Origin of the sequence: uncultured Ruminobacter sp. (genome assembly GCA_902764345.1) — a bacterium.
Taxonomy (GTDB): domain Bacteria; phylum Pseudomonadota; class Gammaproteobacteria; order Enterobacterales; family Succinivibrionaceae; genus Ruminobacter.
The window spans coordinates 1-24019 of the sequence record CACWVT010000036.1; the positions used below are offsets into that span (position 1 = coordinate 1).

At 44.9% G+C, this 24019-nt stretch carries 21 protein-coding genes; 13 read left to right on the plus strand and 8 right to left on the minus strand.

Annotated features, from left to right (window positions below; all coding sequences use genetic code 11):
* The 3 genes from QZU58_RS07150 to QZU58_RS07160 form a co-directional block, all read right to left on the minus strand.
* Positions 1-112, minus strand: a 112-nt coding sequence (locus QZU58_RS07150; RefSeq protein ID WP_294463022.1) for a MerR family DNA-binding transcriptional regulator, incomplete at its 3' end; no start/stop codon positions are given.
* Between the two features lie 54 nt (positions 113-166).
* Positions 167-1072, minus strand: a complete 906-nt coding sequence (locus tag QZU58_RS07155; protein WP_294495848.1) for a hypothetical protein — start codon at positions 1070-1072, stop codon at positions 167-169.
* A 41-nt stretch (positions 1073-1113) separates the two neighbouring features.
* A complete protein-coding gene (locus QZU58_RS07160; RefSeq protein WP_294495849.1) occupies positions 1114-2178 on the minus strand; it encodes a 3'-5' exonuclease in 1065 nt (354 codons plus the stop codon).
* A gap of 256 nt (positions 2179-2434) precedes the next feature.
* Here QZU58_RS07160 and QZU58_RS07165 point away from each other — a divergent pair, with 256 nt between their 5' ends.
* The 4 genes from QZU58_RS07165 (at position 2435) to QZU58_RS07180 (ending at position 8016) form a co-directional block, all read left to right on the plus strand.
* Positions 2435-3544, plus strand: coding sequence for a glycosyltransferase (locus tag QZU58_RS07165; RefSeq protein WP_294459948.1), 1110 nt, complete (start codon positions 2435-2437; stop codon positions 3542-3544).
* A gap of 486 nt (positions 3545-4030) precedes the next feature.
* Positions 4031-5167 (plus strand): glycosyltransferase family 2 protein, encoded by a 1137-nt coding sequence (locus QZU58_RS07170; protein WP_294495850.1) that lies wholly within the window; start codon positions 4031-4033, stop codon positions 5165-5167.
* Between the two features lie 260 nt (positions 5168-5427).
* Positions 5428-6756, plus strand: coding sequence for an SPFH domain-containing protein (locus tag QZU58_RS07175; protein ID WP_294495851.1), 1329 nt, complete (start codon positions 5428-5430; stop codon positions 6754-6756).
* Positions 6757-6762: 6 nt separating this feature from the next.
* Complete coding sequence (locus QZU58_RS07180; RefSeq protein WP_294495852.1) at positions 6763-8016, plus strand: hypothetical protein; 1254 nt, start codon at positions 6763-6765, stop codon at positions 8014-8016.
* 171 nt (positions 8017-8187) lie between these two features.
* Here the strand turns inward: QZU58_RS07180 and QZU58_RS07185 are convergent, their stop codons facing one another.
* Both QZU58_RS07185 and QZU58_RS07190 read right to left on the minus strand, forming a co-directional pair.
* Positions 8188-10230, minus strand: coding sequence for a hypothetical protein (locus QZU58_RS07185; RefSeq protein ID WP_294495853.1), 2043 nt, complete (start codon positions 10228-10230; stop codon positions 8188-8190).
* Between the two features lie 418 nt (positions 10231-10648).
* The gene (locus QZU58_RS07190; protein WP_294459936.1) at positions 10649-11308 is read right to left on the minus strand and encodes a TetR family transcriptional regulator; all 660 of its coding nucleotides are present in this window, start codon (positions 11306-11308) and stop codon (positions 10649-10651) included.
* A 1099-nt stretch (positions 11309-12407) separates the two neighbouring features.
* Between QZU58_RS07190 and QZU58_RS07195 the strand changes: the two genes are divergently transcribed.
* The 8 genes from QZU58_RS07195 (at position 12408) to trxB (ending at position 20481) form a co-directional block, all read left to right on the plus strand.
* Complete coding sequence (locus QZU58_RS07195; RefSeq protein WP_294459935.1) at positions 12408-12779, plus strand: hypothetical protein; 372 nt, start codon at positions 12408-12410, stop codon at positions 12777-12779.
* Between the two features lie 13 nt (positions 12780-12792).
* Positions 12793-13101 (plus strand): hypothetical protein, encoded by a 309-nt coding sequence (locus QZU58_RS07200; protein ID WP_294495854.1) that lies wholly within the window; start codon positions 12793-12795, stop codon positions 13099-13101.
* A 35-nt stretch (positions 13102-13136) separates the two neighbouring features.
* Positions 13137-15419, plus strand: coding sequence for a carbon monoxide dehydrogenase (locus QZU58_RS07205; RefSeq protein ID WP_294495855.1), 2283 nt, complete (start codon positions 13137-13139; stop codon positions 15417-15419).
* A 102-nt stretch (positions 15420-15521) separates the two neighbouring features.
* A complete protein-coding gene (locus QZU58_RS07210; protein ID WP_294495856.1) occupies positions 15522-16544 on the plus strand; it encodes an ABC transporter substrate-binding protein in 1023 nt (340 codons plus the stop codon).
* On the plus strand, positions 16534-17328 hold the full coding sequence (locus QZU58_RS07215; protein ID WP_294459926.1) for an ABC transporter permease: 795 nt from the start codon (positions 16534-16536) through the stop codon (positions 17326-17328). The genes QZU58_RS07210 and QZU58_RS07215 overlap by 11 nt, the downstream gene beginning before the upstream one ends.
* 4 nt (positions 17329-17332) lie before the next feature.
* The gene (locus QZU58_RS07220) at positions 17333-18106 is read left to right on the plus strand and encodes an ABC transporter ATP-binding protein (RefSeq protein ID WP_294459924.1); all 774 of its coding nucleotides are present in this window, start codon (positions 17333-17335) and stop codon (positions 18104-18106) included.
* A gap of 394 nt (positions 18107-18500) precedes the next feature.
* Positions 18501-19262 carry a hypothetical protein gene (locus QZU58_RS07225; protein WP_294459922.1) on the plus strand — a complete coding sequence of 254 codons (762 nt, stop codon included), beginning with the start codon at positions 18501-18503 and terminating at the stop codon, positions 19260-19262.
* A gap of 280 nt (positions 19263-19542) precedes the next feature.
* On the plus strand, positions 19543-20481 hold the full coding sequence (gene trxB, locus QZU58_RS07230) for a thioredoxin-disulfide reductase (protein WP_294495857.1): 939 nt from the start codon (positions 19543-19545) through the stop codon (positions 20479-20481).
* 136 nt (positions 20482-20617) lie between these two features.
* Here the strand turns inward: trxB and QZU58_RS07235 are convergent, their stop codons facing one another.
* Both QZU58_RS07235 and QZU58_RS07240 read right to left on the minus strand, forming a co-directional pair.
* The gene (locus QZU58_RS07235; protein WP_294495858.1) at positions 20618-21382 is read right to left on the minus strand and encodes an AraC family transcriptional regulator; all 765 of its coding nucleotides are present in this window, start codon (positions 21380-21382) and stop codon (positions 20618-20620) included.
* A gap of 18 nt (positions 21383-21400) precedes the next feature.
* The gene (locus QZU58_RS07240; RefSeq protein WP_294495859.1) at positions 21401-21706 is read right to left on the minus strand and encodes a DUF6506 family protein; all 306 of its coding nucleotides are present in this window, start codon (positions 21704-21706) and stop codon (positions 21401-21403) included.
* 555 nt (positions 21707-22261) lie between these two features.
* Here QZU58_RS07240 and QZU58_RS07245 point away from each other — a divergent pair.
* Entirely contained in the window at positions 22262-22699 is a 438-nt protein-coding gene (locus QZU58_RS07245) for a type II toxin-antitoxin system HicB family antitoxin (protein ID WP_294495860.1), read from the plus strand.
* A 240-nt stretch (positions 22700-22939) separates the two neighbouring features.
* Here the strand turns inward: QZU58_RS07245 and QZU58_RS07250 are convergent, their stop codons facing one another.
* On the minus strand, positions 22940-23914 hold the full coding sequence (locus QZU58_RS07250) for a GTP-binding protein (RefSeq protein WP_294495861.1): 975 nt from the start codon (positions 23912-23914) through the stop codon (positions 22940-22942).
* Between the last annotated feature and the right edge of the window lie 105 nt (positions 23915-24019).

Sequence of the window (24019 nt, forward strand, 5' to 3'; positions counted from 1 at the left end):
CGGGAGATATACTGTCAGGCTTTAGCTTCCCTGATTTTTCCCAGTTACGTAAAGTCTGAACATGAACACCAAGCAATTTAGCAGCCTGTCCAATTGAAACAATCTTATTCATCACAAATAAACCTATAACTATTTTAAATGTATTATAAACTATTTATAGATTTAGTCAAGCAGTTGTTAACCCCTTTCGACTGTCCAGCACCTCCACCTTCACGGCATCAGGTGTTGAACATTTCTCCCTTAGATATTCTGTCTCAGCCCTGACCTCCTCGTCAGTATAAACATGCTTGTACCAGCACTTACGCTCCCGGTTCCACTGATAGCCACTGAATTTCAGTTCCTCCTTCACTTCAAATCTCGCTGTATATGCCCACACCAGATACTCGACTCTGGATGAGGCTCTTATAAGCTCCTGCACAGAGCCCTTTAAGTAACTGAAAAGCCACAGATTAACCAGTGCGGTTTCGACAATGCGGTTATTACGGAAAAAGAATCCCAGCCTCTCACAGCTTATCTGCAGAGGACTTCCGGTGGAAAGTCTGTCATCAATATTTTCCCATCTGACGTCATACACGGAATTAACCCAGCGGAATCCCCTCAGTGAACTGAACCTTCTTTCAAAGAACTCACGGGCCCTAAGTCCCCTGGTTGAGACAATTATCGGATCATCACGCATAAGCGACTCAATCTCACGATAATCGAAAGACTGACCGCTGACGCTTTCGTTCGTTATGCCGGTGGCTTTTGATACATATGACGGTATCTGATAACGCGGGGCCTCATAACGGTGAACCATTCTGTCGATGCTGACTATCTCTCCGCTGTCAGGAAGAAATGAGCACTTTACCAGCACCAGCTCCAGAATGGAATCGTGTCTTCTGGTTCCGGTAGTAATCATTTCCAGAAAAACAAAGGACTGGGCGGGCTCGGGAGTCTCTCTGAATACAAGCGGGAAATGAGAACCGTCAGCATACTCCGTATAGGGAACACGGCTCAGTACCCTGTAATCCTCGGGATGGGCAACTATCTCAGGAATAAGCTCCAGGGGAAAATGGTTATACTCATATGCCATAAGCCTGCTCCTTACCGGGTAAACCGGAACCGAACGTACTGCTATTTGTATCTGGTATAGGCTGATGACGCCATACTGAACACTCCCTGATTTTCAGGAGTAATCATCGGATGGTAAAGCTCTGTCAGAAACTCAATCTCCCTCTGATAATCTTCTGCGGACCTTACCGTCTTGTACCAGTACTTGTCGCAACTCACCCACCACGGTGACTGATTTCTGTTTCTTGATGAATCGTACCATGCATAGCCGCTGTTCTTAAGTGCGGTTCTGCATTCAAACGGAGCTCCCAGTGCCCTAATGGTATAAGTAAGTGAATCAACACTGTTTAAAAGCGCTGTAAGAGCCCCTTGAACATTATTAAGCAGCCACAGCAGTGCCAGACAGTCCGTGGACGCCCTATGGGCATCGTAGAAATATCCGGTTGCAGAGGCTATGGCCTCCTGCTTTACTGAAGAGATACGGTCGTCAAGCGAGCTCCACTTTATTTCGCTTAGCGTACATCCCCACGGCAGATTGCACAGACTGGACAGATGAGCAAAGCGCTTTTCAAACATGTTTCTGTCAAAGGCTGCATTATGAGCCACAATCAGCGGATTATCCGCCAGAAGAGCACATACCGCACCTTCGTCAATCTTCTTACCGGCCACGTCATCATTGGTTATGCCGGTTATGCGGACAACCTCAGGGGCAAGCTGCTCATACGGATCCTCAAGTTCATCATAGACCGCTTCTATTGAGGTGACCAGTCCGAGGGCCGGGGAATATTTCACCTTCACCATGGCCAGCTCGATTATTTTTGAGGTATGAGGATCCAGTCCGGTGGTTTCAGTGTCGAGAATGACCATGGACTTTTCATCCCCGCCAGGTTCATGCAGCTTTATGGACTTGGTGCCTATACCGAATCTAGTGTACGGAATTCTGGTAAGAAGCTTGAAATTATCGGGATTTTTGGCAATTGCCGGAAGAAGCTCAAGTGGGAAACGGTCCCCGTTTGCCTCCTTAACCTTAACTGAAGCAAGAAGATCATTCACTTCAGAAAGAAGCTTTTCCTGTTCATCAGCGGTAATGCCGTCCCTGGAATTAAATTCGTTTACATCATTGTCCATAATTGATTCCATCCTTAAACATCCTGTCTTATCACAGGAGCGTCACACAGTGATGTGTCCATTAAAGCACATTACGGTTCTATCTTAGAGAAATTATACCATACGAATGATTTTTACGCTTTATACATTGACATTAGAATTACAATACATATATCATTCCTATCTTGAAGATTTCAGTCACTGAATCAGTAGCTCCCGCAGCTGAAATTAAAAAAAATATTGGCAGAGAAAATAATAATAAGTCTGGGAATAAAACATGTCTAAAATATCAGTTATCGTACCTTGTCACAACGTAGAAAAATTTCTGCCAAAATGTCTGGAAAGCCTGATTGGACAGACATTTTGCGACATTGACATTGTTGCCGTGGAGAACTGCTCAACGGATGGCACTTTGGAAATACTCAGGCAGTATGCTGCTAAAGACCCCAGAATCATGGTACTGATCTCAGACATTCCAAGCATACAGGAAGCCAGAAACAAGGGCATAAAGGCTGCTTCCGGAGAATATTTCATGTTCTGCGACTCCGATGACTGGTTCTCCCCGGACATGTGCGAAGTCATGTATAAAGCCATAACGGAAAGCGGAGCAGATGTTGCCTGCTGCAACGCAAAGTTTGAATATGCGGAAGACCTCAGCGAAGAAGAGAAGCGGCTGCGTAATTCAGTCGCTTACTACAACCTCAACAAGACAGGAAAATACAGGCTCGACAACCGCAGGATTATGCGAACCAACGTAGTGCTCTGGAACAAAATAATGCGCAGGGACATCGTAGAAAAAATTCTTCCGTTTTATCCGCCGATTAAGGTTCATGAGGACTGTCTGTTCTGGTATCTGTACGCCTTTAATGCCAATTCGATCTACTATGTAGACAGGCAACTGTACCACTATTTAGTGAGACCGCATTCCATCATGTCCAATGTAAAAATGACCGGCACAAAGAATCCGAATAAAATGGACACGATCAAAATAGCCAATGATGTAATGGACTATGTAGTCAACCGTGGACATCCGACCAAAAAGGAAACCGAACTGCTCATTCGCATTTATGAAGAACAGGCACTGGTAATATCCGAAATGCTGGATAGTGAAGAAAAAAATAAGATATGCGATTTAATAAACAAGAGAATCCACGAAAAAATGCGTGTCCATGCATTCTTTTTTCCTGTAGGTTCCCGGATTCTGAACATTGACGACGACCGCCAGCTGCCGCATCTTGTCTGGCAGAAGCTTATGCTCAGAACCCACAGAAGATTCAATCAGCTGATCGGCAAAAGAGTCTCTGACCGACTTAAGTTAAAGATTCTTTTAAACGACATGAAAATCAGGTTCAAAAAGGGCATTATCTGTCATAATAACGCACTGTAAAGCTTATCAGCCTGGTAGATCGCTGACCGCAGAACCGAATTTCCGGTCAGTAATGACGGAATCCCTTCTCCGAAACGGAAAAGAGTGCTCCGTCACCTGAGTCATTTTGTCTGATTTATCTCAAAGTATTCCTAAATTAATTGTAACGGCGTACTAAAGTATCAGACAATCTTAAACGTAAAATTATTTTAAATGAGCTTAAAATAAAGTACAGAAAGGCCTGCTGCAAACATAATTCAGGTACGCAGGCAAGTTTCTGATTTTTATGCCGTCACACCATAATTTTCACAGAAAGAACCTGAACGGTTCATACCGTAACAGTATGAGCCGGAGATTTTCCTTATAACGCCCATTGCATGAGAGCTGCCGTTAAAAGTGACAGAGATCACTTTTATCAAAGTATTTCTCCACTTGAAATTGATCCGAAACAATTAAATTAATATCTTGTTCACGTATTATTTTTATTAAATTTTATCGGAACAGGCTATGTCAAAGATATCAGTCATCGTACCTTGTCACAACGTTGAAAAATTTCTGTCAAAATGTCTGGAAAGTCTGATTGGACAGACTTTTCACGACATAGATATAGTTGCAGTGGAAAATGCCTCAACAGACGGCACGTTGGATATTCTTAAAAAATATGCATCCTCAGATGCCCGAATCAAAGTACTCACCTCAGACATTCCAAGTCAGCAGAACGCCAGAAGAATGGGAATCTGCGCCACTTCCGGAGAATACATCATGTTCTGCGATGCTGACGACTGGTACGCTCCTGACATGTGCGAAGTCATGTACAAGGCCATAACGGAAAGCGGAGCTGACATTGCCTGCTGCGATGCAAGATTGGAGTATGCTGAAGAACTCAGCAAAAAGGAAAAAGAACTCCGAAATTTTACCCAATACTACAGTTCAAACCGTTCCGGGATGCATAAGCTCGACAACAAAAGAATCATGCAAACCAACGTTGTCATCTGGAACAAAATAATGCGCAGGGATATCGTGGAAAAAATCCTGCCTTATTATCGTCCAGTAAAAGTCCACGATGACTGCCTGCTGTGGTATCTTTACGATGACTGCCTGCTGTGGTATCTTTACGCACTCAATGCCGATTCAATCTTTTATGTGAATAAAGAGCTCTACCATTATCTTCTGAGGCCGGATTCCATAATGTCGCGCACCAAAATGGCAGGTACGAAAAATCCTTGCAGAATGGAAGATCTCAGGGTATCCCAGCATGTCTTGGATTATGTAATCTCCAGAGAAAATCAGGCAGAGAAGGACAGGGAATTTATCGTACTTATTTATGAGGAACGTCTCAAAGTTATGTCAGAACAGCTGGATAATGAAGATCGGGCTTTGGCGTGTGCGGAAGCTAACAGAGACATGAAAGAAAAATTAAAGACCGGGGACTTCTTTACACCATTGGGTTCCAACATTCTGAACATTAACGACAGTCGGCCTCTTCCCGTACTTCTGTGGCAGGGGCTAATGCTCAGAATCCACAGAAGATTCAATCTGCTGATCGGCAAAAGAGTATCTGACCGACTTGAGCTTAAGATTCTTTTAAACGATGCGAAAATCAGGTTCAGGAAAGGCATTATCGGTCACAATTACGCACAGTAAGGCTTAGTCCCCGGTAAATCGTCAGCCTTTAGGCATGATTTTCGGCAGATAGTGGCGAAGTTTCCTATACGAGAAGAAAAGGAATGCTCAGTCACATGGATCATTTTGTCTGATTTCTCTCAAAGTATTCCTAAATTAATTGTAACGGCGTACTTCTGAATATACAATTATAAACGGCCGGCGTGTCAGACGGAACGAATCCGTCAGCCAGCGGCAAAGGCAATAAAATTTATTTACCCCTGATGTTTAGGAGAAAAGTTATGGGTTTAATAAAAGCAGCGGCAGGCGCCATCGGCGGTACTCTTGCTGACCAGTGGAAGGAATTCTTCAGATGCGATTCCTTAAGTAATGACGTTCTTTTTACCAGAGGTTATAAGCAGACCAGTGGCAGAAGTTCAAACACCAGCGGTCACGACAACATCATTACCCAGGGCTCGGCAATTATGGTTGCTGACGGTCAGTGTGCGATAGTTGTTGACCAGGGTGTGGTTACCGAGCTCACTGCTGAACCCGGAGTTTTCGTATACGACAAATCAAAGGAACCGTCAATTTTTGCCGGCGGACTCAGTTGGTCAAACCTTAAAGACGTAATGAACACCATGTGGCAACGTTTCAAGTATGGCGGTGACACCGGCAGGGATCAGCGTGTCTACTACTTTAACATCAAGGAAGTAATGGACAACAAGTTCGGAACCGCAACACCTATTCCGTTCCGTATCGTGGATACCAACACCGGCATCGACGTCGATGTTTCAGTACGCTGCAACGGTCTGTTCACATTTAAGATCACAAACCCGATAGCATTCTATTCAAATGTCTGCGGTAACACCGATGAATATAAGACTGAGCAGATCCGTTCAGTACTCAAATCAGAATTCGTGGCTGCACTGAACCCGGCTTTCGCAAAACTTTCAGAAGCCAGAATCAGACCTAACGCAATTCCATCCCACACTGACAAGCTCAGTGAGGAAATGAACACTGTTCTTACACCTAAATGGGCTGAACTCAGAGGCATAAGCATCATTTCAATCTCCATGAACTCCGTAAGTCTTCCTGAAGAAGACGCCGACATGATCAAGAAGATCCAGATGGGTGCCGTAATGAGGGATCCTAATATGGCAGCTGCTCAGCTGGCAGCAGCTCAGGCAGACGCAATGCGAGCCGCAGCCCAGAATGCCAACGGAGCCATGGCGGGCTTCATGGGCATGGGCATGGCTCAGGGACTTGGCGGAGCCACTGCTACGGATCTTTTCAGGGTTAATCCTAACGCAGCTCAGACTCAGACTGCCGCAGCCGGTGCAGTGGCAGGTGCTGGTTTAAACAGCTGGAAGTGTACCTGCGGTACAGTTAACCAGGGCAAATTCTGCAGCCAGTGCGGTCAAAAAAAGCCTGAACCTCAAGGATGGACCTGCTCATGCGGCGCATTGAACCAGGGCAAATTCTGCAGTGAATGCGGTAAAAAGAAGCCTGAGGGAGCACCTCTCTACAGATGCGACAAGTGCGGTCATATGTTCGAAAACCCTGCAAACCCACCTAAGTTCTGTCCTGAATGCGGTGATCCTGTAGACGATAAAGACATTGTTCAATAAAACAAAATGGCAGAATCCGTAAACTATAAATGTCCTGCCTGTGGCGGCGCCATGGATTTCGACATAAGAACGCACAAATTAAAGTGTCAGTATTGTGACAGCGAATTTCTTGTAGATGACGTCGCCGCTACCAAAGGCGCAAAAAAATTCAACAAGGACGGAGATTTCGTCCGTAAGAATCACTTTAACGAACCTGCGGAACCAATTGTAAGACATCTGGCCCCCGGTGATGATGAGAACTGTAAATACGACACCTATGCATGTAAACAGTGCGGAGGTGAGATTAAGCTTGAACCTACCGTGATATCAACCATTTGTCCTTACTGTGGTAACAACGTTATCTTTTACGACAAACTCACTGGCAATCACGTACCGGATCTTGTTGTTCCGTTCAAGGTTGAAAAAAACCGACTGCGGAAGGCCTACGAGGAGCATCTCAAATTCAAGCCGTTCGTACCCGGAAAATTCAAGAGAGAAAACACCTTTGAACGTATAAAAGGCTACTACATTCCCTTCTGGATTTATGACATGAAAGCCGAGGGCTGTGCCATATTCAAGGCTGAACTGGATCAGGGTAAAAATGTAAGTGTTTACAAAGTTACCCGTGGCGGAACCATGAATTTTGAAGCAATTCCCGAAGACTGCAGCAAGAGTTTCGACGATGCCATGACTGAATCACTGGAACCGTTCGTATTCAATGATGCCATTCCGTTTGAGACGGAATATCTGTCAGGATTTGAGTCTCATGTCTACGACGAAAGCTGTGATGAGGGAGCCGACAAGGCAAGCGAACGCGCAGCAATGTCCCTGATAAACTCACTGCAGAAGGAAGCATCAAGAGATTACAGCAGAGTGACCTTTGAATCAGACAATATTAAAACAAAGGACATTACGGCTCAGTCAGTGCTGTACCCTATCTGGATGCTTACCACCAAATGGGAAGGTAAGGAGTATTACTTTGCAATGAACGGTCAGACCGGCTCCTTTGTGGGCAATCTGCCGCGTAACAATGTTCTTTACTTCTCCTCAATTTCCCTGTTCTCACTGATCCTTGCATGGGTGGCGTATCTCTGTCTTGAGGATCTGTGGGCCGGCATATTTGCGGGCATAATCCTCTCCATCGTCGGTCACATGGCAGTGGACAGCAGCAGAATATCCGTACAGAGAGCCCGACAGGCTTCAAACTACGGCAAACCGGAAACCTTCAGGGTCAACTACACTGATGACGTATACTCCCACTCATACCAGAGAGGAAAGTAGTCATTCGTCACCACTTTTAAATAAAGAGGCGCATGTCACCGACATTCGCCTCTTTATCTTTTGTCACTGCAGATGTCTTCCGTAATAACACAGGAAAAACACAACGGCCGCAATGCAATCCGTTACGGATGGTATTGCGGCCGTTAAAATTCTAGGGAACTCCGGTATTACTTACCAGGCCGAACCGTATTTGCTTCTAAGAATGTCAGCTTCAGCACTGGCCTTCTGTATCTGCTCCGGAGTAAGGAAGTAGGAATAATTCTTTTCCATATCTGCAATATCATCCTTATACCAGCTGTCCGTATCAAACGTACCGATGTATGACTTAAGAACCAAAGTCCATATCAGTGCGTTAAACATGTCAGGCTGTGCCCCCATCCCGCCCTTTGCCAAAGACTCAGCAAGAAGCTTCTGAGCGGCATGATCCCCTTCCATTGCAGCCTTGGTGAGCCACTTCTGAGCTTCCTTGGCATCCTCTCGGGCAAATCCCTTGGTATTGTAGATCATGCCCAGACTCATGTATGCAGGCTCATAGCAGAGGTCGGCACTCTTCTTCAGCCAGTATACGGCAGTATCCGGATTGTAGTATTTGGAGAAATCACTGGAGTCATTATAAATACTGCCCAGCTCATACATAGCCTTGGCCTCTCCGTGCTGTGCTGCCATTGTAAACCACTTAATTGCTTCCTCATAATCAGGAAGAATAACTCCCGAACCGTCCAAAAACGACTCATCGACAGGAAGTCCAAGTTCATCGGTCATATCATCAGACACTGGAGCAGGCATCTGTACGGCAACGGTATCTCCGGTCTGAGCTTCATCAGCAGAAATGCCGGCATCATACGCATCTGCCGGAGCGTTATCCTGAGCAGCGGCTGTCACTGACTCGTCATCAGGAAAATTAAGACGGACAGGTTCATCATCCTGCTTTAATACATGCCTATCCTCTGCAATAACCACCATCTCGGCTTCTTCTTTGGCAGCCTCATACTTTTTAGCTCGTTCAATAGCCTTTTTCGAATTGATTTTCTTCGGCTTTTTCATCTGGTGCTGACGATCAGAGCTTATCAGGGTCCCCGTAAGCGCATCAAATCCCAGGCTCAGCATTGCGGAAATATCTCCGTTCTCCGCCTGCTCCTCACGAAGCTTTCTGGCCTCATAACGCAGTGCCCACGGATCCGTATGGAACTCTTCACCATTAACGACACCGTCTTCAATAAGCTCAGCCATTATTAGCTTTGCCTCGTAATTGTTATGCTCGGCGGCTTTGATCAGATATTCAACGGACTTTTCAGGATCATAAATGGAGGTATTTTCAATACGGTAAATATCACTCAGTGACAGCATGGCACTACTGTCACCACGTTTTGCCATATCGCGGTAAAGACCTTCAAGCATTGAAAAGTATCTGTTGGATTTTTCAAAATCGTTCCTTGCCCTGAAAATAGTGGCGAGTGCTTCAATTGATGAAACGTCGCGCTTTTTGGAGGCTTCCTCGTACCAGTATATGGATTTATCCATGTTTACCGGAAGCTTGCTGCCAGAGGAGAAATAGGCACCAAGTGTTCTCATTGCATCCACATCACCTTTTTCCGCCCTTCTCACGTATATATCGATCCAGCGGTTAAAGTAACTGTTCGCCATGCTTTCATCAACATTAAGACCGCCAAGACCTCTCTTATACATTTCACCGATGGCATCAAGAGCATCCGGATTATTGCCGGCCTTCATAAACCATTCATACGCCTGCTTGTAATCATGCCCCACGCATGTGCTTACCTCGGCTCCGCTGGCATAATAAAGATTGCCGAGTCGAACCTGAGCCGGAGAATATCCGGCAGTTGCAGCCTTGCGCAGATATTCCAGGCCTAATACGGTATTCTTTTTAGTACCCTTACCTTCAAGGTACAGAGAAGCTATCTCATAAAGAGCAGGCACATCCCCCATCTTAATGAGCTTTTCATAATTGGCCTGAGCCTCCTCGTAGAACCGGTTCTGCACGGCCAGATCGGCAAGAGCCCTGTAGTTTTTCAGAGTAAAATAACGGTTAAGCTGATATATGGATACGGCGCCGGCAACTATTACAACCACTGCACCGAGCATAACCATTCTGCCCTTAGGAGTCATCCACAGTGATCCGCGCTCATTTTTAAGACGCTTTCTCCAGTCTTCAAAATCATCCAGAAATCTAAACCAGGATTTTTTCCAATTCATCTAAATTAAACCCAAATTCCCACTAATCTTAAATAACACCACGGTCAGACGGAAACGGCATCTGCCGGGATAAAAGGCCCGTTTACCAGAAACATAACGAACCATTGACAAAAACTTCTAATACATTTGAGAAAAATCTGTCGTTTTTCCCCGAGCAATACAGATGATATTTTATCATAAAGAAAAACTAATTTTACTTAATCTCCCGTGTTGTCAGCCGTGACTTTAGAAAAATGGATCTGACGTCACGGATGTACACGGAGATGCGGACAAATTCCGGCTTACTTATGTAACGCAAACGGTTACTTAATGACGTCAGTTTGAAAAAAACGGAACAATCCGGACAAACAAAAAAGCCGGTCCGAAAAGACGGAACCGGCTCAGTCAGGTCTCTGACTCGCGTAAGATCTCAAGCTGTTTATTCAGGTGTATAGTAGCTTCTCAGACCATACATGTTTACGATAACGCGAATTATGTTATCAGGATGAACCTCATCTCCCTTATCAAGATAATACATAAGGACGGATATCAGAATATCCGCTGAAACATAAGACCCGAGATCAAGTTCTTCATCACTGGATCCGTAAAGCTTCCCTTCGTAATGCTTCTTTATGCTTCTGTAGAAATAATCATGGAAGCTTTTCCTTACGTCAAGATCCTCGCTGTTCAGTCTTTTGACGAGCTTCAGCAGTTCTCTGTGCTTTGTAAGGGTCGCCTGAAGAGACTTGAAGAATCCGAGATTTCCGAGAGACAGCCTTTCCTCCCCGAGGAGAGATGAAATTATTGACTCCTGACAGTTGGCCATAACCTCCGAAGCGAGATCATGCTTATTTATATAGTGTTTGTAAAATGTTGAACGATTTATCTTTGCCTTATCAAGAATCATTCCCACGGTAATTTCACCGTAGGTCTTATCCTGCAGCAGTTCAAGAAAAACCTGATGAATCTTTTTTTCAGTACGTACAACACGCCTGTCACTTCGATTGAGCGACTTAACTTCCTTTGCTTTCTGACTATTGTCATCACGACAGTCGCCTGAAGCATCGTTCTTTAACTTGTTATCTGAACCAGAGACCACAATAGCTTACCTCCATGAAAACTATAACCGGCATTAGGACCCCGAAAATCTCCCGCAAAAACACGGTAACAGATTTCCGAACCGTCGTACGGCCAAATCCGTAATTACCTGATTTTATACAGGAATCCAGGATTTTCGACAGTCATAAATATCCCAACAGATTTACTAATCACCCCGTAAAATTTATACTCATAATTATGAGTTGTTATATTTTTCAAAAACAAAACGTTATGTTTTGTACATTTACCACAAATATTTACGACGAATATAAGCTTGTGTTTTTATAATTGTTTTATAGTTTCTTATATACTAAAAACGCCGATACAGTTATAATTTTTTTATTTGTTTTATATTATATTTATCTTAACTTTTATTTTTACCGCACCGGGTGCCGTCACCGGCTCATTCCCCAAACGAAAAGTATTCTTACGAATCTTTCCTGCCCGTCAAAAAAATCAATGTATTAAAAAAACCTTTAAACATAATAATTTCAACGGTTACCTTATAAGATAACACATAATTTTTTAATAATCATGTCAATACTTCAAATTTTTAAACTATTCTCCCCTTTTTTTACAACAAACCTATTACTAATATATATTTTTCTTAAAAACATAAACAAACTATTTTTTCTAAGTATTTTATGATCCAGAACATATTATTTTTTACATTAGCAGAATAATTATTCTTACACCGCCATTATATTTAAAAGATAACAAATAAAGTGTTTTTATTTGTTTATATTTAAAACAATGATTTTTTACTCATTAAAGCCATATCGGTCCTGTTTAAACTGTCGGTTCCGCACAATTCAACCGAATACGCTCACCTCTTGATAAATCCTCACTTAAGAACGGAGGTCGTACGTATATCAGGCCGGAAAACTATTTTTAATATCCTACTAAATTAGTATTGATTACCGAACGATAATTATGTATCATGCATACCACAGTATCTCGCTAGGTTTTTAGGACATTCTTAAAACCCCGATGAACACAGGTCAAATTCACCTGATCAGGCAGATTACCTTTAATACGCTTTTGGAAAATTCTGTCTGAGTGCTGTTTTCAGAATACAAAAATGTGAACGAGGATCCAAAATGTGCTGTTTTTTTATTCCAACCGCTGAAGCCGCTGTGCTTACACTAACATCCGTTGCACTCAGTAAAAGCCGGAACCGCAAGGTTCAGTCCCTCCGAAAGCATTTGAACGGGCTTTCAAAGCTTCTTTTCGGAGGCTCTCTTCTGCTGGCTCTTGAACACGTCTGGCACGGAGAGATAACCTTCCACTTTCCGTACATTACCGCCATGCAGACACCTGAGGACACGGAAGTAATGATAGAAGAGCTGTGGCAGGTCGGCGTACCGATGGCAGTACTCGTAACCGTGTCTTATATTGCCTATGCCGGTCTTAAATCCTTTTTCACATCAGAAGCAGCAGACTGTCTTTCTGACGGCAGAGCCGCAAACTAAATAAGGGGGTTTTATGATACTTGTACTTTTCATGCTTATTGGCTGCCTTATTTCCACCATTGGATATATTAAGGACAGAAACGGCAGATTCTGTTTCTCGGCTCTCTGCTACATGTTCTACGGTAGCATGCTGATGTGGAGCGTGGACCTCTACACTGAACTGAAAGAGGAAGGAACTGAAGCCCTTGCAATGACGGCAGAGGATGTAGTGGACGATCTGCTGCTTACCGCATCCGTTACGGGACTTGCCGTCCTGGTCTGGTTCATTGTTATTGCCTGGAAGGCATTAATCACTGCCAGAGTCGCTACAGTCAAGGCTTAAACCGCAAAGGTTACTAACACACGGAGAATACGATAATGTCTGAGTCCTCAAAAGCACCTGTAATCAATGGAATAATCAGAACGGCAGAAGTCGAAGACACCGCTGTCGGCGCATTACACGGCCACGCTCACAGTCATCCGCATGACCATGAACATGAACATGAACACGATCATTATCATGATCACGGACATGATCATTCCCACGGAGGTCTCAGTCATTTTCATTCACACAGAAACATCATAGGCTTTGATGAACATGGTATTCCCACCGTTATCCTTAAAGGCGATCACCACGGAGAAACCGAAAGTGAGGATGACGGTCTTGAATTCATAAAGGATTACACCAAGGCCGTTAATGAATACAGAAAAACCTTCCCTTCAAAGCAGGACGTCATCGATAACACTCCGGATCCTGCCGTAAGGGACATGATTCTCAGAGCCGAACAAATCGGCTTTGACACCGCGTTTGACCGCTTTGACAGACAGAAACCGCAGTGTAACTTCGGCATGGCGGGCATCTGCTGCAAAATCTGCAACATGGGGCCCTGCCGTATTACGCCTAAAGCAAACAGAGGCGTCTGCGGTGCCGATGCAGACCTTATCGTTGCCCGCAACCTGTTACGTGCCGGAGCGGCCGGAGCCGCTCAGCACGGCATGCATGCCCGCGAAGTCATTCTGAACCTTAAGTGGGCTGCTGAAGGTAAACTTGACGTTCCTATAATCGGGGCACAGAAGGTTTTCAGTACTGCCAAAGCCTTCGGCATTGAAACCGAAAACAGAAGCGTTAATGAGGTAGCATCCGAACTTGCGGACACACTGCTTGAGGATCTGTCCAGAGCAGTACCTGATGACTATAAAACAATCAGGGCTCTGGCGCCAAAAGAAAGACAGCAGGTATGGGAAGAGCTTGATATCATTCCGATAAGCGCATACCACGAGGTATTTGAAGCCTACCATAAGACAGGATGCGGCATCGACGGTGACTGGAGATCCATCATGCAGCAGTTCCTGCGTTGCGGTCTTGCCTTTACATTCACCGGCGTGGTTGCCACCAACATTGCTACAGACTGTCTTTTCGGTGTCGGTGACAGAGTCACCTCCATGGTGAATCTCGGTGCTCTCAAAAAAGGCTACGTGAACATTGCGGTTCACGGTCATTTGCCGCTTCTCGTCAGTCAGATTGTAAAGTCAGGCCAGAGCGAAAAGATGATAAAGCTGGCCAAGGGAAAAGGTGCTCTGGGAATAAGATTCTACGGCATATGCTGTTCTGGTCTTGCGGCAATGTACAGATACGCCGGCGTAATACCTCTGTCCAACGCCGTATCCGCGGAACTTGTTCTCGGTACGGGAGCCCTTGATCTCTGGGTAGCTGACGTACAGGACGTATATCCGGCAATCATGGATGTTGCCCACTGCTTCAGAACAGCGGTAATTACCACCTCCGAAAGTGCCCGTCTGCCGGGAGCGGAGCGCTTTGAGTTTGACCACCGTCATTCAAACATAAATGAGGCGGCAAAACTTGCCGACAGAATCGTACTCAGAGCCATTGAAAGCTTCGAACAGCGCAAAGGCATACCTGTCTACATTCCTCCTTATGAGGTTGAAGCGGAAATCGGATTCTCAGTTGAGTACGTATGCAGAAAATTCGGAAGCTTCGGTCCTCTGCTGGAGGCTTTAAAAAGCGGTCAGATTCTCGGCATTGTCAACATGGTCGGCTGTAACAACACCAAGGTCGTGTATGAAAGAGCCATCATCGACGTGGCCGACGTGCTTCTGAAAAACAATGTTCTCATTCTGTCCAACGGATGTGCTTCATTCCCGCTGATGAAGCTCGGTTACTGTGCGAAGTCAGGCTTCGACAAGGCAGGTGACAGACTAAGGGAATTCCTGAAGCCGGATCTGCCTCCGGTATGGCATGTCGGTGAATGCATCGACAATACAAGATCTTCCGGAATTTTTGGAGGTATCGCCGGTGCGGCAGGCAAATTCATATATGAAATGCCGTTCGGTTTTGCTTCTCCGGAATGGAGCAACGAAAAAGGCGTTGATGCCGCACTTGGATTCCGTCTCATGGGCGTTAACTCATATCACTGCGTTGAAGCTCAGATCCACGGCTCAAAGAACATTATCGAATTCCTGAAGGAAGGCACCAGAGAGAAGCTGAAATCAGTAATGTACGTGAATACGGATCCTGTTCTGGTCGGTAAAAAGATTGTTGATGACATGATTGTAAAAAGACGAACCCTCGGGTGGTTCGTTCCGGATTCAATCCTGATGCCGGAAAAAAAGGAACCTGAAACAGTATCTTCGGAAGGCTAGTCCACTACAGGTTTTAAATTTTAAAGCTCCGGAGGCAGCAGCAACGCCCCGGAAAACACAACGGAAAACATAACTAAAAAAATAACAATAAGGAGAAACAGTATGATTAAGATAAAGAACCTATACGCCACCCTTGCCCTATCACTTCTTATGTCTCTTACGGCCTGCGGAGATGCCTCTGACGGTAACGCCGGTCAGTCTCAGAAGGTTCAGGCTGCCGCACCGGCTGCAGTTACTCCGGCAAAGGCTGTCGATTCAGCTGCCCCATCCGCCGAACAGAAGGTTATCAAGATTGCCTATCTGCCCATAACCCATTCACTTGCCGGTTTTGAAGCGGCTGAAATTGAAAAGCTGAAAAAGGACGGTCTTAACATTGAGCTCGTGAAGTTCGGTTCATGGACTGAACTCATGGATGCCCTCAACACAGGCAACGTTGACGCGGCTGTGGCTCTTGTTGAACTGGTAATGAAAGCCAGGGAACAGGGAGTTGACGTATATCTTGCCTCCCTCGCCCACAGGGACGGCAACGTTATCGTTGTTGGAAATGACATCGGCCGTGCGGCGGATCTTAAAGGAAAAACCTTTGCAATCCCTCACAGACAGTCATCCCACTTCATTCTCCTGAACGAAGCCCTTGCCAGGGAAAACGTGGACATAAGTGAGATTAACATTGTGGAAATGGCCCCTCCTGAAATGCCTTCCGCCCTTGCAACCGGACAGATTGCCGGATACTGCGTTGCCGAACCTTTCGGAGCCAAGGCGGTATCACTCAACATCGGTAAGGTTCTCTACAATTCAAAGGATCTGTGGCCTGACTCAATCTGCTGCGGCTTTGCCTTAAGCGGAAAATTCCTCAGTGCATATCCGGAACTTGCCTCACGTCTTGTAAAAGCCCTTAAGGAAGGCGGTCTCAACCTTGAACACGATCATGAACACGAAAAAGAGCTTGCCTCAAAGTACTTCAAGGTCACCAGCGATACTCTGGACGTATCCCTCAAGTGGATTTCCTATGACAATCTTGAAATCAAAAAGGAAAACTACGACCAGCTCGCCGAAAAGGTTAAAAAGTACGGTCTTTCCGAAAACCCTGTACCTTATGAGGACATAGTGAGAAATGTTGAATAACGGATTATTACGTTACCTTTATAAAAAAGGAATTAATCTGACATACGTAGTCATCTCCTTCATACTCTTTATAACGGTATGGGATCTTGCCGTCCGTCTGTCAGGTGTTAACGAAGCGCTGTTTCCGTCTCCGGCATCAGCATTCAGAGCCCTTCTGGAAATCATCGGTGACGGCACGCTCGGGGAACATGTTCTGTCCAGCATGACACGCTTTGCCGTGGGATTCATTCTGGCTGTAACCTCGGCAGTCATAGGCGGAATTATCATCGGTTGGTTTGACATTCTGTTCAAATTCACCAACCCCATAATTCAGCTGCTGCGTCCGATATCCCCCATTGCCTGGATGCCTTTCATCGTGCTGGCATTCGGCATAGGTGACATGCCGGCAATCGTGACAATCTTTATTGCCGCCTTTTTCCCGGTACTCATATCCACCGCCGTGGGCGTGAAGAACATTCCGGAAATATATCTTAAGGTGGCCAAAAACTTCGGTGTCGGCAAAATCGAAATATTCTGGAAAATAGTATTTCCTGCCATCTTTCCGCAGATAACGGCGGGAACTCATCTGGCTCTCGGTTCTGCCTGGGTATTTCTCGTGTGCGGTGAAATGATCGGTACACAGTCCGGACTTGGCTATCTTATCATCGATGCACGCAACAACCTGAGATGCGACATTCTGGCTGCCGACATCGTGGTAATCGGCGTGATCGGTCTGCTGCTTGACGCCGCACTCAAATACGGTGAAGCTCAGATTCTTAAGAAATGGGGACTGCAGAAGGAGTAACGGTATGTACATAAACATCAGCAACGTAAACAAGCAGTTCACCCACAAGGGTAAACTGTTCACGGCACTCAATAACGTAAACCTGACCATAGAAAAGGGAGAATTCATCTGTCTTCTGGGGCCTTCCGGCTGCGGGAAAAGCACTCTTCTTAACGCCATTGCAGGTTTTGACACTCCTACATCAGGCTCAATTACCATTGACGGAAAGGAAGTTAAGAAACCCTCAACCAGAAACGTGACCATATTTCAGAACTACGGCCTGCTACCATGGAGAAACGTCATAAAGAACGTGGAACTGGCACTTGAGTCAAACAAAAAACTCACGGCAGCCGAAAGAAGACAGACAGCTCAGAAATACCTTGATCTCGTCGGTCTGGGAAACTTTGCAGACAGCTCTCCTCACCAACTGTCCGGAGGCATGCAGCAGCGAGTCGCCATTGCCAGAGCTCTCACCGCCGACCCTGACATTATTTTCATGGACGAACCTTTCGGTGCTCTTGACGCCATTACCAGAATGAAGCTTCAGGATGACATCCTGTCCATTCAGAAAAAGGAAAGAAAAACCATCATCTTCGTAACCCATGACATAGATGAGGCCGTATATCTGGCTGACAGGGTTGTGGTGATGACTCCAAATCCGGGAATGGTAAAAAAGGTACTGACAATAAATCTGGGACCGGGACGTGACAGAACGTCAGAGGATTTTCAGAAGATAAGGAACATTATTTTTGAAACCTTCAACATGAAGCACACCTACCCTATCGAATACAGTATTTAACCGGTTACTACCATACAGGCAAAAGAGGCATTTGTGCCTCTTTTTTGTTTCAGTATTTTCTGTTTAGGTATTGTTTCATCATGGTACAACCAGCCACTCATCCGTACCGCATATAAAAAAATGAATCTGGAGTACATTCACGTGAATCTGATTTTTACGGCTCCCATAAAACTCATGATATTGCCGCATCAGTTGTGAATCATCCTTTCAATGCCTTCGTTGACACTCTTTAATCATTGTTACAATTTGTCACAAAATAGCATGATTCTGACACAGGTTATGTTCTGAAACTTTATATAATAAAACCATGTTCAGAGAGGAATACAGCCGTAAACTTCAGCTGATGTAAATCCTCAGGAAACACCAGAATAAACCTATAAGAGGACAATGAAAAATGAAAAAGACTTTAATTGCCGCCTTAACCGTTTCAGCCGTTCTTGCATGCGGCTATGCTTCAGCATCAACCCATGGTCATCATCACGGTCACCATAGTGGATTCTCATCCCCTTATGCCGAATTTGATGCCGACAGAGACGGTGCTCTGAATGCATCTGAAGTAAAGGCCATGACTCAGAAGCTTACTGAAAAAGCAGCAAAACATGAATCAGGCCTCCTCACATTTGAAAAGGCAGATGCGGATAAGAACGGGTTTGTTACCCTTGATGAACTTGCCGTAATCATGCCAAAGCCAGAAGCTCCTGCAACGGATGCCGACGAGGCAAAGAAGACTGACGCCAAGAAGGCAGGCAAGACTGATAAATACGCCAAGGGAGACAGAAAGAACGTAAGACACGGCAAACACGGAAGGAACTTCGGTCCACGCGCAAAGAACGGTCCGGCACCATGCCCTGCAATGTTCGTTCTGAAGGCTTTTGACACCAATAAGGACTATAAGCTCGACAAGAATGAATACGCAAATTTCATCGAAGCTGAAAAGAAGCATATCGCTTCCGAAAAGCAGTTCATTACCGCACTCGGTTCAGCTGACCTTAACGGTGACAGTTATGTTACCTGGTTTGAACTCGACAATGTATCCCATGCTCTCTTCCTGAAAAACGCTCCTGCCTACAAGCCAATGCCTGCTCCTCAGGAAGATGCAGATGATGAAGCGGATTTTCCGGGGGAAGAAGAGGAAGAAGCTGAATACCTTGATTAATACACAGAGTTTTTCCTAACGCAGGAACATTCCGGCTGCCATCCCGTAAGGCAGCCGGTTTTTTTATATCATTCCGGTAAAAAAATCAGATTTCAGAATTATGTCAGGTTTTTCCTGCTGTAATTTTGTCCGAATATCTCTATAATTAACACACGGAAGACAGTCTTATCGGTTACTGCTCATGAGACAGAATCCGGATTACTGCGGACAGATATCCGCCACAATAATAAGCACTTAACCGGAATTCGTTTCGCAACTGAACAAAACAGGAGTTACATTCATGTCAAAAAATAAAATCATAATCATCGGCTCCGGTCCGGCCGGATGCACCGCGGCAATCTATGCCGCAAGAGCAAACCTGAACCCCGTTGTCATTACCGGAATGTCTGAAGGAGGTCAGCTCATTCAGACTCCTGACATTCAGAACTGGCCGGGAGAAACATCCATTTCCGGGTATGATCTGATGGAAAAGATGATTAACCATGCAAAAGCTCTCGGAGCCGAGTTCATAAGCGATGAAATTCATGAAGCTGATTTAAGCAGCCGTCCATTCAAACTTAAAGGTGATGCCGGAGAATATCAGGCAGACACCCTGATAATAGCCACCGGGGCAAATCCAAGGTATCTCGGACTGGAATCTGAAGAAAAATTCAAGGGCAACGGTGTCAGTGCCTGTGCCACCTGTGACGGCTTCTTTTTCAGAAATCAGCCGGTAGCCGTAATCGGTGGCGGCAACACCGCTCTTACGGAAGCCCTTTACCTTGCGGACATATGCAGCAATGTTTATCTGGTTCACCGCCGTGATGAATTCAGAGCGGAAAAAGCAGTTATCGACAGACTGCAGCAGAAGGTGGCAGAGGGTAAAATCACCCCGGTATACAATGCCGTGGTTTCAGATATTCTGGGCAGCGATTTGAAGGGAGTTTCCGGAGTAAGGGTAAAATATAAGGACGGAAGAGAAGAGGAAATCAGCGTAAACGGTGTTTTCGTGGCCATTGGTCATATTCCGAATACCGGAATTTTTGCAACACAGGTTCAGACTGATGAGGGAACAATTATTACCGGCACGGATCCTAAATACAGGACAGCAACAAGCATTCCGGGCGTATTTGCAGCCGGAGACTGCGCCGACTCTCATTACAGGCAGGCCATAACCTCTGCGGGAACAGGCTGCCAGGCGGCTCTTGATGCTGAAAAGTTTCTGCAGGAAAACAGCTGATAATCAGGCTGTATAAATCCAGTCAAATCATGAAGGGAAAGGCTCCAAAGAGTCTTTCCCCTTTTACTTCATGCCTTCACGGAAGTTTTTCCCGGAATAAGAACGTTCAGTCAGGTCTTTTCCTTATCAGGAATTCTCACGACATTTTTTTGGTTCTGACAATTCTCTCATAGTCTCCTACCGAAATGCCCATGTATTTTTTAAACACCGTACAGAGATGACTTTGAGACGCAAAACCGGTACCGTAGGCAATGTCAGCGTCACTGCCCTTATCAAGCATTTCTTTTTTGGCCTCTCTGAGCCGGCACTGTATCAGATACTGCTTCGGAGTAATATGCAGGCTTTTTCTGAAAACTCTTGAAAGATATCCTGTAGTAACGTTAAGAAATGAAGCCACATCGGAAATCGATATTCCGTCCCTGATGTGTTTTTCAATATAAGCTCTTGCCATTTCCGCCACACGTGCCGTATCTTTTACGGTCCCGGTGTTCTGCGGAAAATTATCAAGAAGAAAACATGCAAGCGTATCCACGAAATCAGTCTGTGAGGAAAAAGTCTCAAAACGGAGAAAGAGACTTAAAATAAAACCTGAATCCTTAAAAACCTGCGGAGTTTCTGAAATAAGGTTCATTATTCTCCTGCATGAGCCGTCATGAACGGAAAGTGACCAGTAATCATATGTACTTTCAGACTTCATTGATATACAGTTGTCAGGAGGAAGAATGACAACCGTCCCAGCCTCCGATTCCACGTTTTGTCCATTGACGGAAATCTCCGGATTTCCGTCAAGAATAAGAACCAGCGTAAAGCTCTTATGAGTATGTTCGGGAAGCTTTGCCTGACCGTGACCTCTGATAAGCTCACAGTCATTCAACCTAACTATTCCTAGCCGGTTCTTCATTCCATCCCCCTATTGTAATTACGCAAACAGTTCGTCACCGCTCTTGAAATCAAGGCCCGGATGACAGTCGAACTTGACTGAACCAACTTTGGCCCTGCCTTCTACAGCTTTGGCAATGAGTGCGGTTCCTTCATTACCGAATCCGGCACACAGCTCAATAACGCCGACTCCCTGATCAACAAGTTTCTTGGCGACCTCAGCTCCCTCGGCATAACTGCCGACTCCAACAACGTGAAGATTAAGAACAGGAGTGCTGATATCACAGCCGTGCATGGAACTTTCAGTCTCCGGTGCAACAAAAATAAACGCAGCTTCAACTTTCATGATAAACTCCTTCGAAACAAAAATCCAAACATACGCCGGAATAAATCCGGACTACGGTTATCATTCTACTTTCGGAGCATAATCGTGTATTTCAAAAAAATGACCTGCCTAACGGAATATTTATCAAATGTATTACCTGTTCAGGTAATGCTCTTATCAGAACCTTGTTTAAGGAATCGGCTGCCACAGCACTGCTCATTATGAGACCAGGACGTATCGATAAGCCTCATCATATCCACCTTCCGTGATTTTCTGACTCTTGATCCTGAAAATAGCGGAGACCTCTCCCGTCAGGCGTAATGGTTTAAGGACACCAAAATATTTGAGGATAAATAATTCAGCCCGAGAATAAGCATGAGTTTTATTTGTTCTGCTTATGGTGGTCACTCCATTTCGTGCCTTTTTAGTTTATTCCATCCGATTTCAATTTCTTAAAGCATTTTAAAATAATTTACATGTATATATTATGTATTACATGTAAATATAATGCTTTACATTATACTGAATAGAAGTATAATCAATAACATAAGGCTGATGAGGCGTGGAGGAAAAAGAATGAATGTAAAAGACTATTTAAAATATTCAGCAAAAATTGAAAAAGATGATAAATTCTTTATCATCAATATAGACGGCAAAGGTTGGGAAGGAGCCTTAAGTCAGGGGCGTGATTTGGAAGAAGCCCATATGATGGCAAGAGCTGTAATCTATGACTATATTGAAGGTTTGGTCGAGTTTAAGAAAAGAATTCCTGAACCGCAGGTCGTTGATGACGGAAGCCGTTATATTATCGATGTCGGTTATGACACAGCCTTAAAAATCATGCTTCGCAATACCATGTATGATTTAATGGTAAAACCTGCAGAATTAGCCAGACGCATTGGAGTCTCCAGGCAGCAGTTAAATAATATTCTGAGTTTCAGAAAATCTACTAATCTCAATTCTTTGGCGTTATGTTTTGATGCTCTGGGGAAACCTTTAGCCATAAGTGTTTAGCCTTTGGAATTTTCCGCTTATCAGGTGCATTGTTTGTGTAATATTCGTGCATGGCATGCCTGAATATTGTTCCGGTCAGTTAAACTTCCATACCGGCTCAGAATTTCTCGTGTATTACTGTATGTTTGAAGCACGGCAGGACAATCGGTGATATTTTGCCTATAAACCTCAGAGACCTGATTAAAGCTCCTTGTCCTGAATGTGGCAGAAGAGATTATGTTTTAGGGGAGCAAATTTATCTTATGAATCGACCACCGTACCATTTCGCCGGTTAGCTGAAAGGACATCAAACGGTCTGACTTCATTCCTTAGAGGATTGATGCATTTTTCGATAAATTCCCTGTTTATTCCTCGACCTATCCATACACACTCGGCGCCTGAATAACCTGCAACAGGTTCTGTTCCCTCCACGGAAATTCTGCCATTTACGACGTCAAAGCGCACCCAGTCCTTTCCTGCAGGAAGGATGCCCTTGGCCCTTACTATGAAACCGCACTCACCGCGGACAACACGTTCAAGCAGCCATAAAAGAGTTACCGGTGATGCAACACTGCAGTTTTTAACCGTAAAAGTTTCAAGCTCCGGACTTCTGCTTTCGGCATATGAAGCATCCGTTCCAACCTGAACGGTCGCCGGATTAAGCAGACTCTGCCACCAGGAATCAGGTTCAAGTGAATAATGTCTTTCCGAAACGGAGGCTGAAGGATTCAGCGCCCTTATTCTGTTTCTTATATCCTCATAAAGACGTGGATCCGGATTCTCCGGCTTGGATATTAGGATTCTGGCGGATGATTTCAGCTGATCCGTAAAAACCTCTTCAAAAAGCTTCAGATTCTGATGAAAATTTTCCGCATCAACAATGGTTACGGGTGGCAGCAGGGTTATCCTTTCGTATTCTATTTTCTTTAGAATTCTCATGACATTACCGAGAGCACCGACGCCTGAAGGCTCAACTATGAGCAGATCCGGACTGACGGTACTTTCTATCGTCATCACCGAAGCATGAAGCTGAGGACTTTTGGTACAGCAGACACAGCCTTCCGTCAGCTCCTGTACTTCCGCTCCCGAATCCTTCGCTATTATCTTCCTGTCAACATCAGTACCGCCAAACTCATTCTCAAGAACGATAAGCCGTTCTGTCGAACGGCTTATCAGTCTTTGTATGAAAGTAGTTTTACCGGCACCCAGAAAACCTGATACCACGAGTACCTTCATATACTCCCGCTATTTTGGATCTATAAAAACCTATAAAATAAATTTTTTACCAAATTAAGCCTTCATCGCCAGATTTGCTAGCTGATTCTTATTTAAGTCAGCCAG

Bases quoted from the DNA above. Each gene is read 5' to 3' on its own strand.
- QZU58_RS07155 (WP_294495848.1), bottom strand. From the start codon at position 1,072: ATGGCATATGAGTATAACCATTTTCCCCTGGAGCTTATTCCTGAGATA.
- QZU58_RS07160 (WP_294495849.1), bottom strand. From the start codon at position 2,178: ATGGACAATGATGTAAACGAATTTAATTCCAGGGACGGCATTACCGCT.
- QZU58_RS07165 (WP_294459948.1), top strand. From the start codon at position 2,435: ATGTCTAAAATATCAGTTATCGTACCTTGTCACAACGTAGAAAAATTT.
- QZU58_RS07170 (WP_294495850.1), top strand. From the start codon at position 4,031: ATGTCAAAGATATCAGTCATCGTACCTTGTCACAACGTTGAAAAATTT.
- QZU58_RS07175 (WP_294495851.1), top strand. From the start codon at position 5,428: ATGGGTTTAATAAAAGCAGCGGCAGGCGCCATCGGCGGTACTCTTGCT.
- QZU58_RS07180 (WP_294495852.1), top strand. From the start codon at position 6,763: ATGGCAGAATCCGTAAACTATAAATGTCCTGCCTGTGGCGGCGCCATG.
- QZU58_RS07185 (WP_294495853.1), bottom strand. From the start codon at position 10,230: ATGAATTGGAAAAAATCCTGGTTTAGATTTCTGGATGATTTTGAAGAC.
- QZU58_RS07195 (WP_294459935.1), top strand. From the start codon at position 12,408: ATGTGCTGTTTTTTTATTCCAACCGCTGAAGCCGCTGTGCTTACACTA.
- QZU58_RS07200 (WP_294495854.1), top strand. From the start codon at position 12,793: ATGATACTTGTACTTTTCATGCTTATTGGCTGCCTTATTTCCACCATT.
- QZU58_RS07205 (WP_294495855.1), top strand. From the start codon at position 13,137: ATGTCTGAGTCCTCAAAAGCACCTGTAATCAATGGAATAATCAGAACG.
- QZU58_RS07210 (WP_294495856.1), top strand. From the start codon at position 15,522: ATGATTAAGATAAAGAACCTATACGCCACCCTTGCCCTATCACTTCTT.
- QZU58_RS07215 (WP_294459926.1), top strand. From the start codon at position 16,534: ATGTTGAATAACGGATTATTACGTTACCTTTATAAAAAAGGAATTAAT.
- QZU58_RS07220 (WP_294459924.1), top strand. From the start codon at position 17,333: ATGTACATAAACATCAGCAACGTAAACAAGCAGTTCACCCACAAGGGT.
- QZU58_RS07225 (WP_294459922.1), top strand. From the start codon at position 18,501: ATGAAAAAGACTTTAATTGCCGCCTTAACCGTTTCAGCCGTTCTTGCA.
- trxB (WP_294495857.1), top strand. From the start codon at position 19,543: ATGTCAAAAAATAAAATCATAATCATCGGCTCCGGTCCGGCCGGATGC.
- QZU58_RS07235 (WP_294495858.1), bottom strand. From the start codon at position 21,382: ATGAAGAACCGGCTAGGAATAGTTAGGTTGAATGACTGTGAGCTTATC.
- QZU58_RS07240 (WP_294495859.1), bottom strand. From the start codon at position 21,706: ATGAAAGTTGAAGCTGCGTTTATTTTTGTTGCACCGGAGACTGAAAGT.
- QZU58_RS07245 (WP_294495860.1), top strand. From the start codon at position 22,262: ATGAATGTAAAAGACTATTTAAAATATTCAGCAAAAATTGAAAAAGAT.
- QZU58_RS07250 (WP_294495861.1), bottom strand. From the start codon at position 23,914: ATGAAGGTACTCGTGGTATCAGGTTTTCTGGGTGCCGGTAAAACTACT.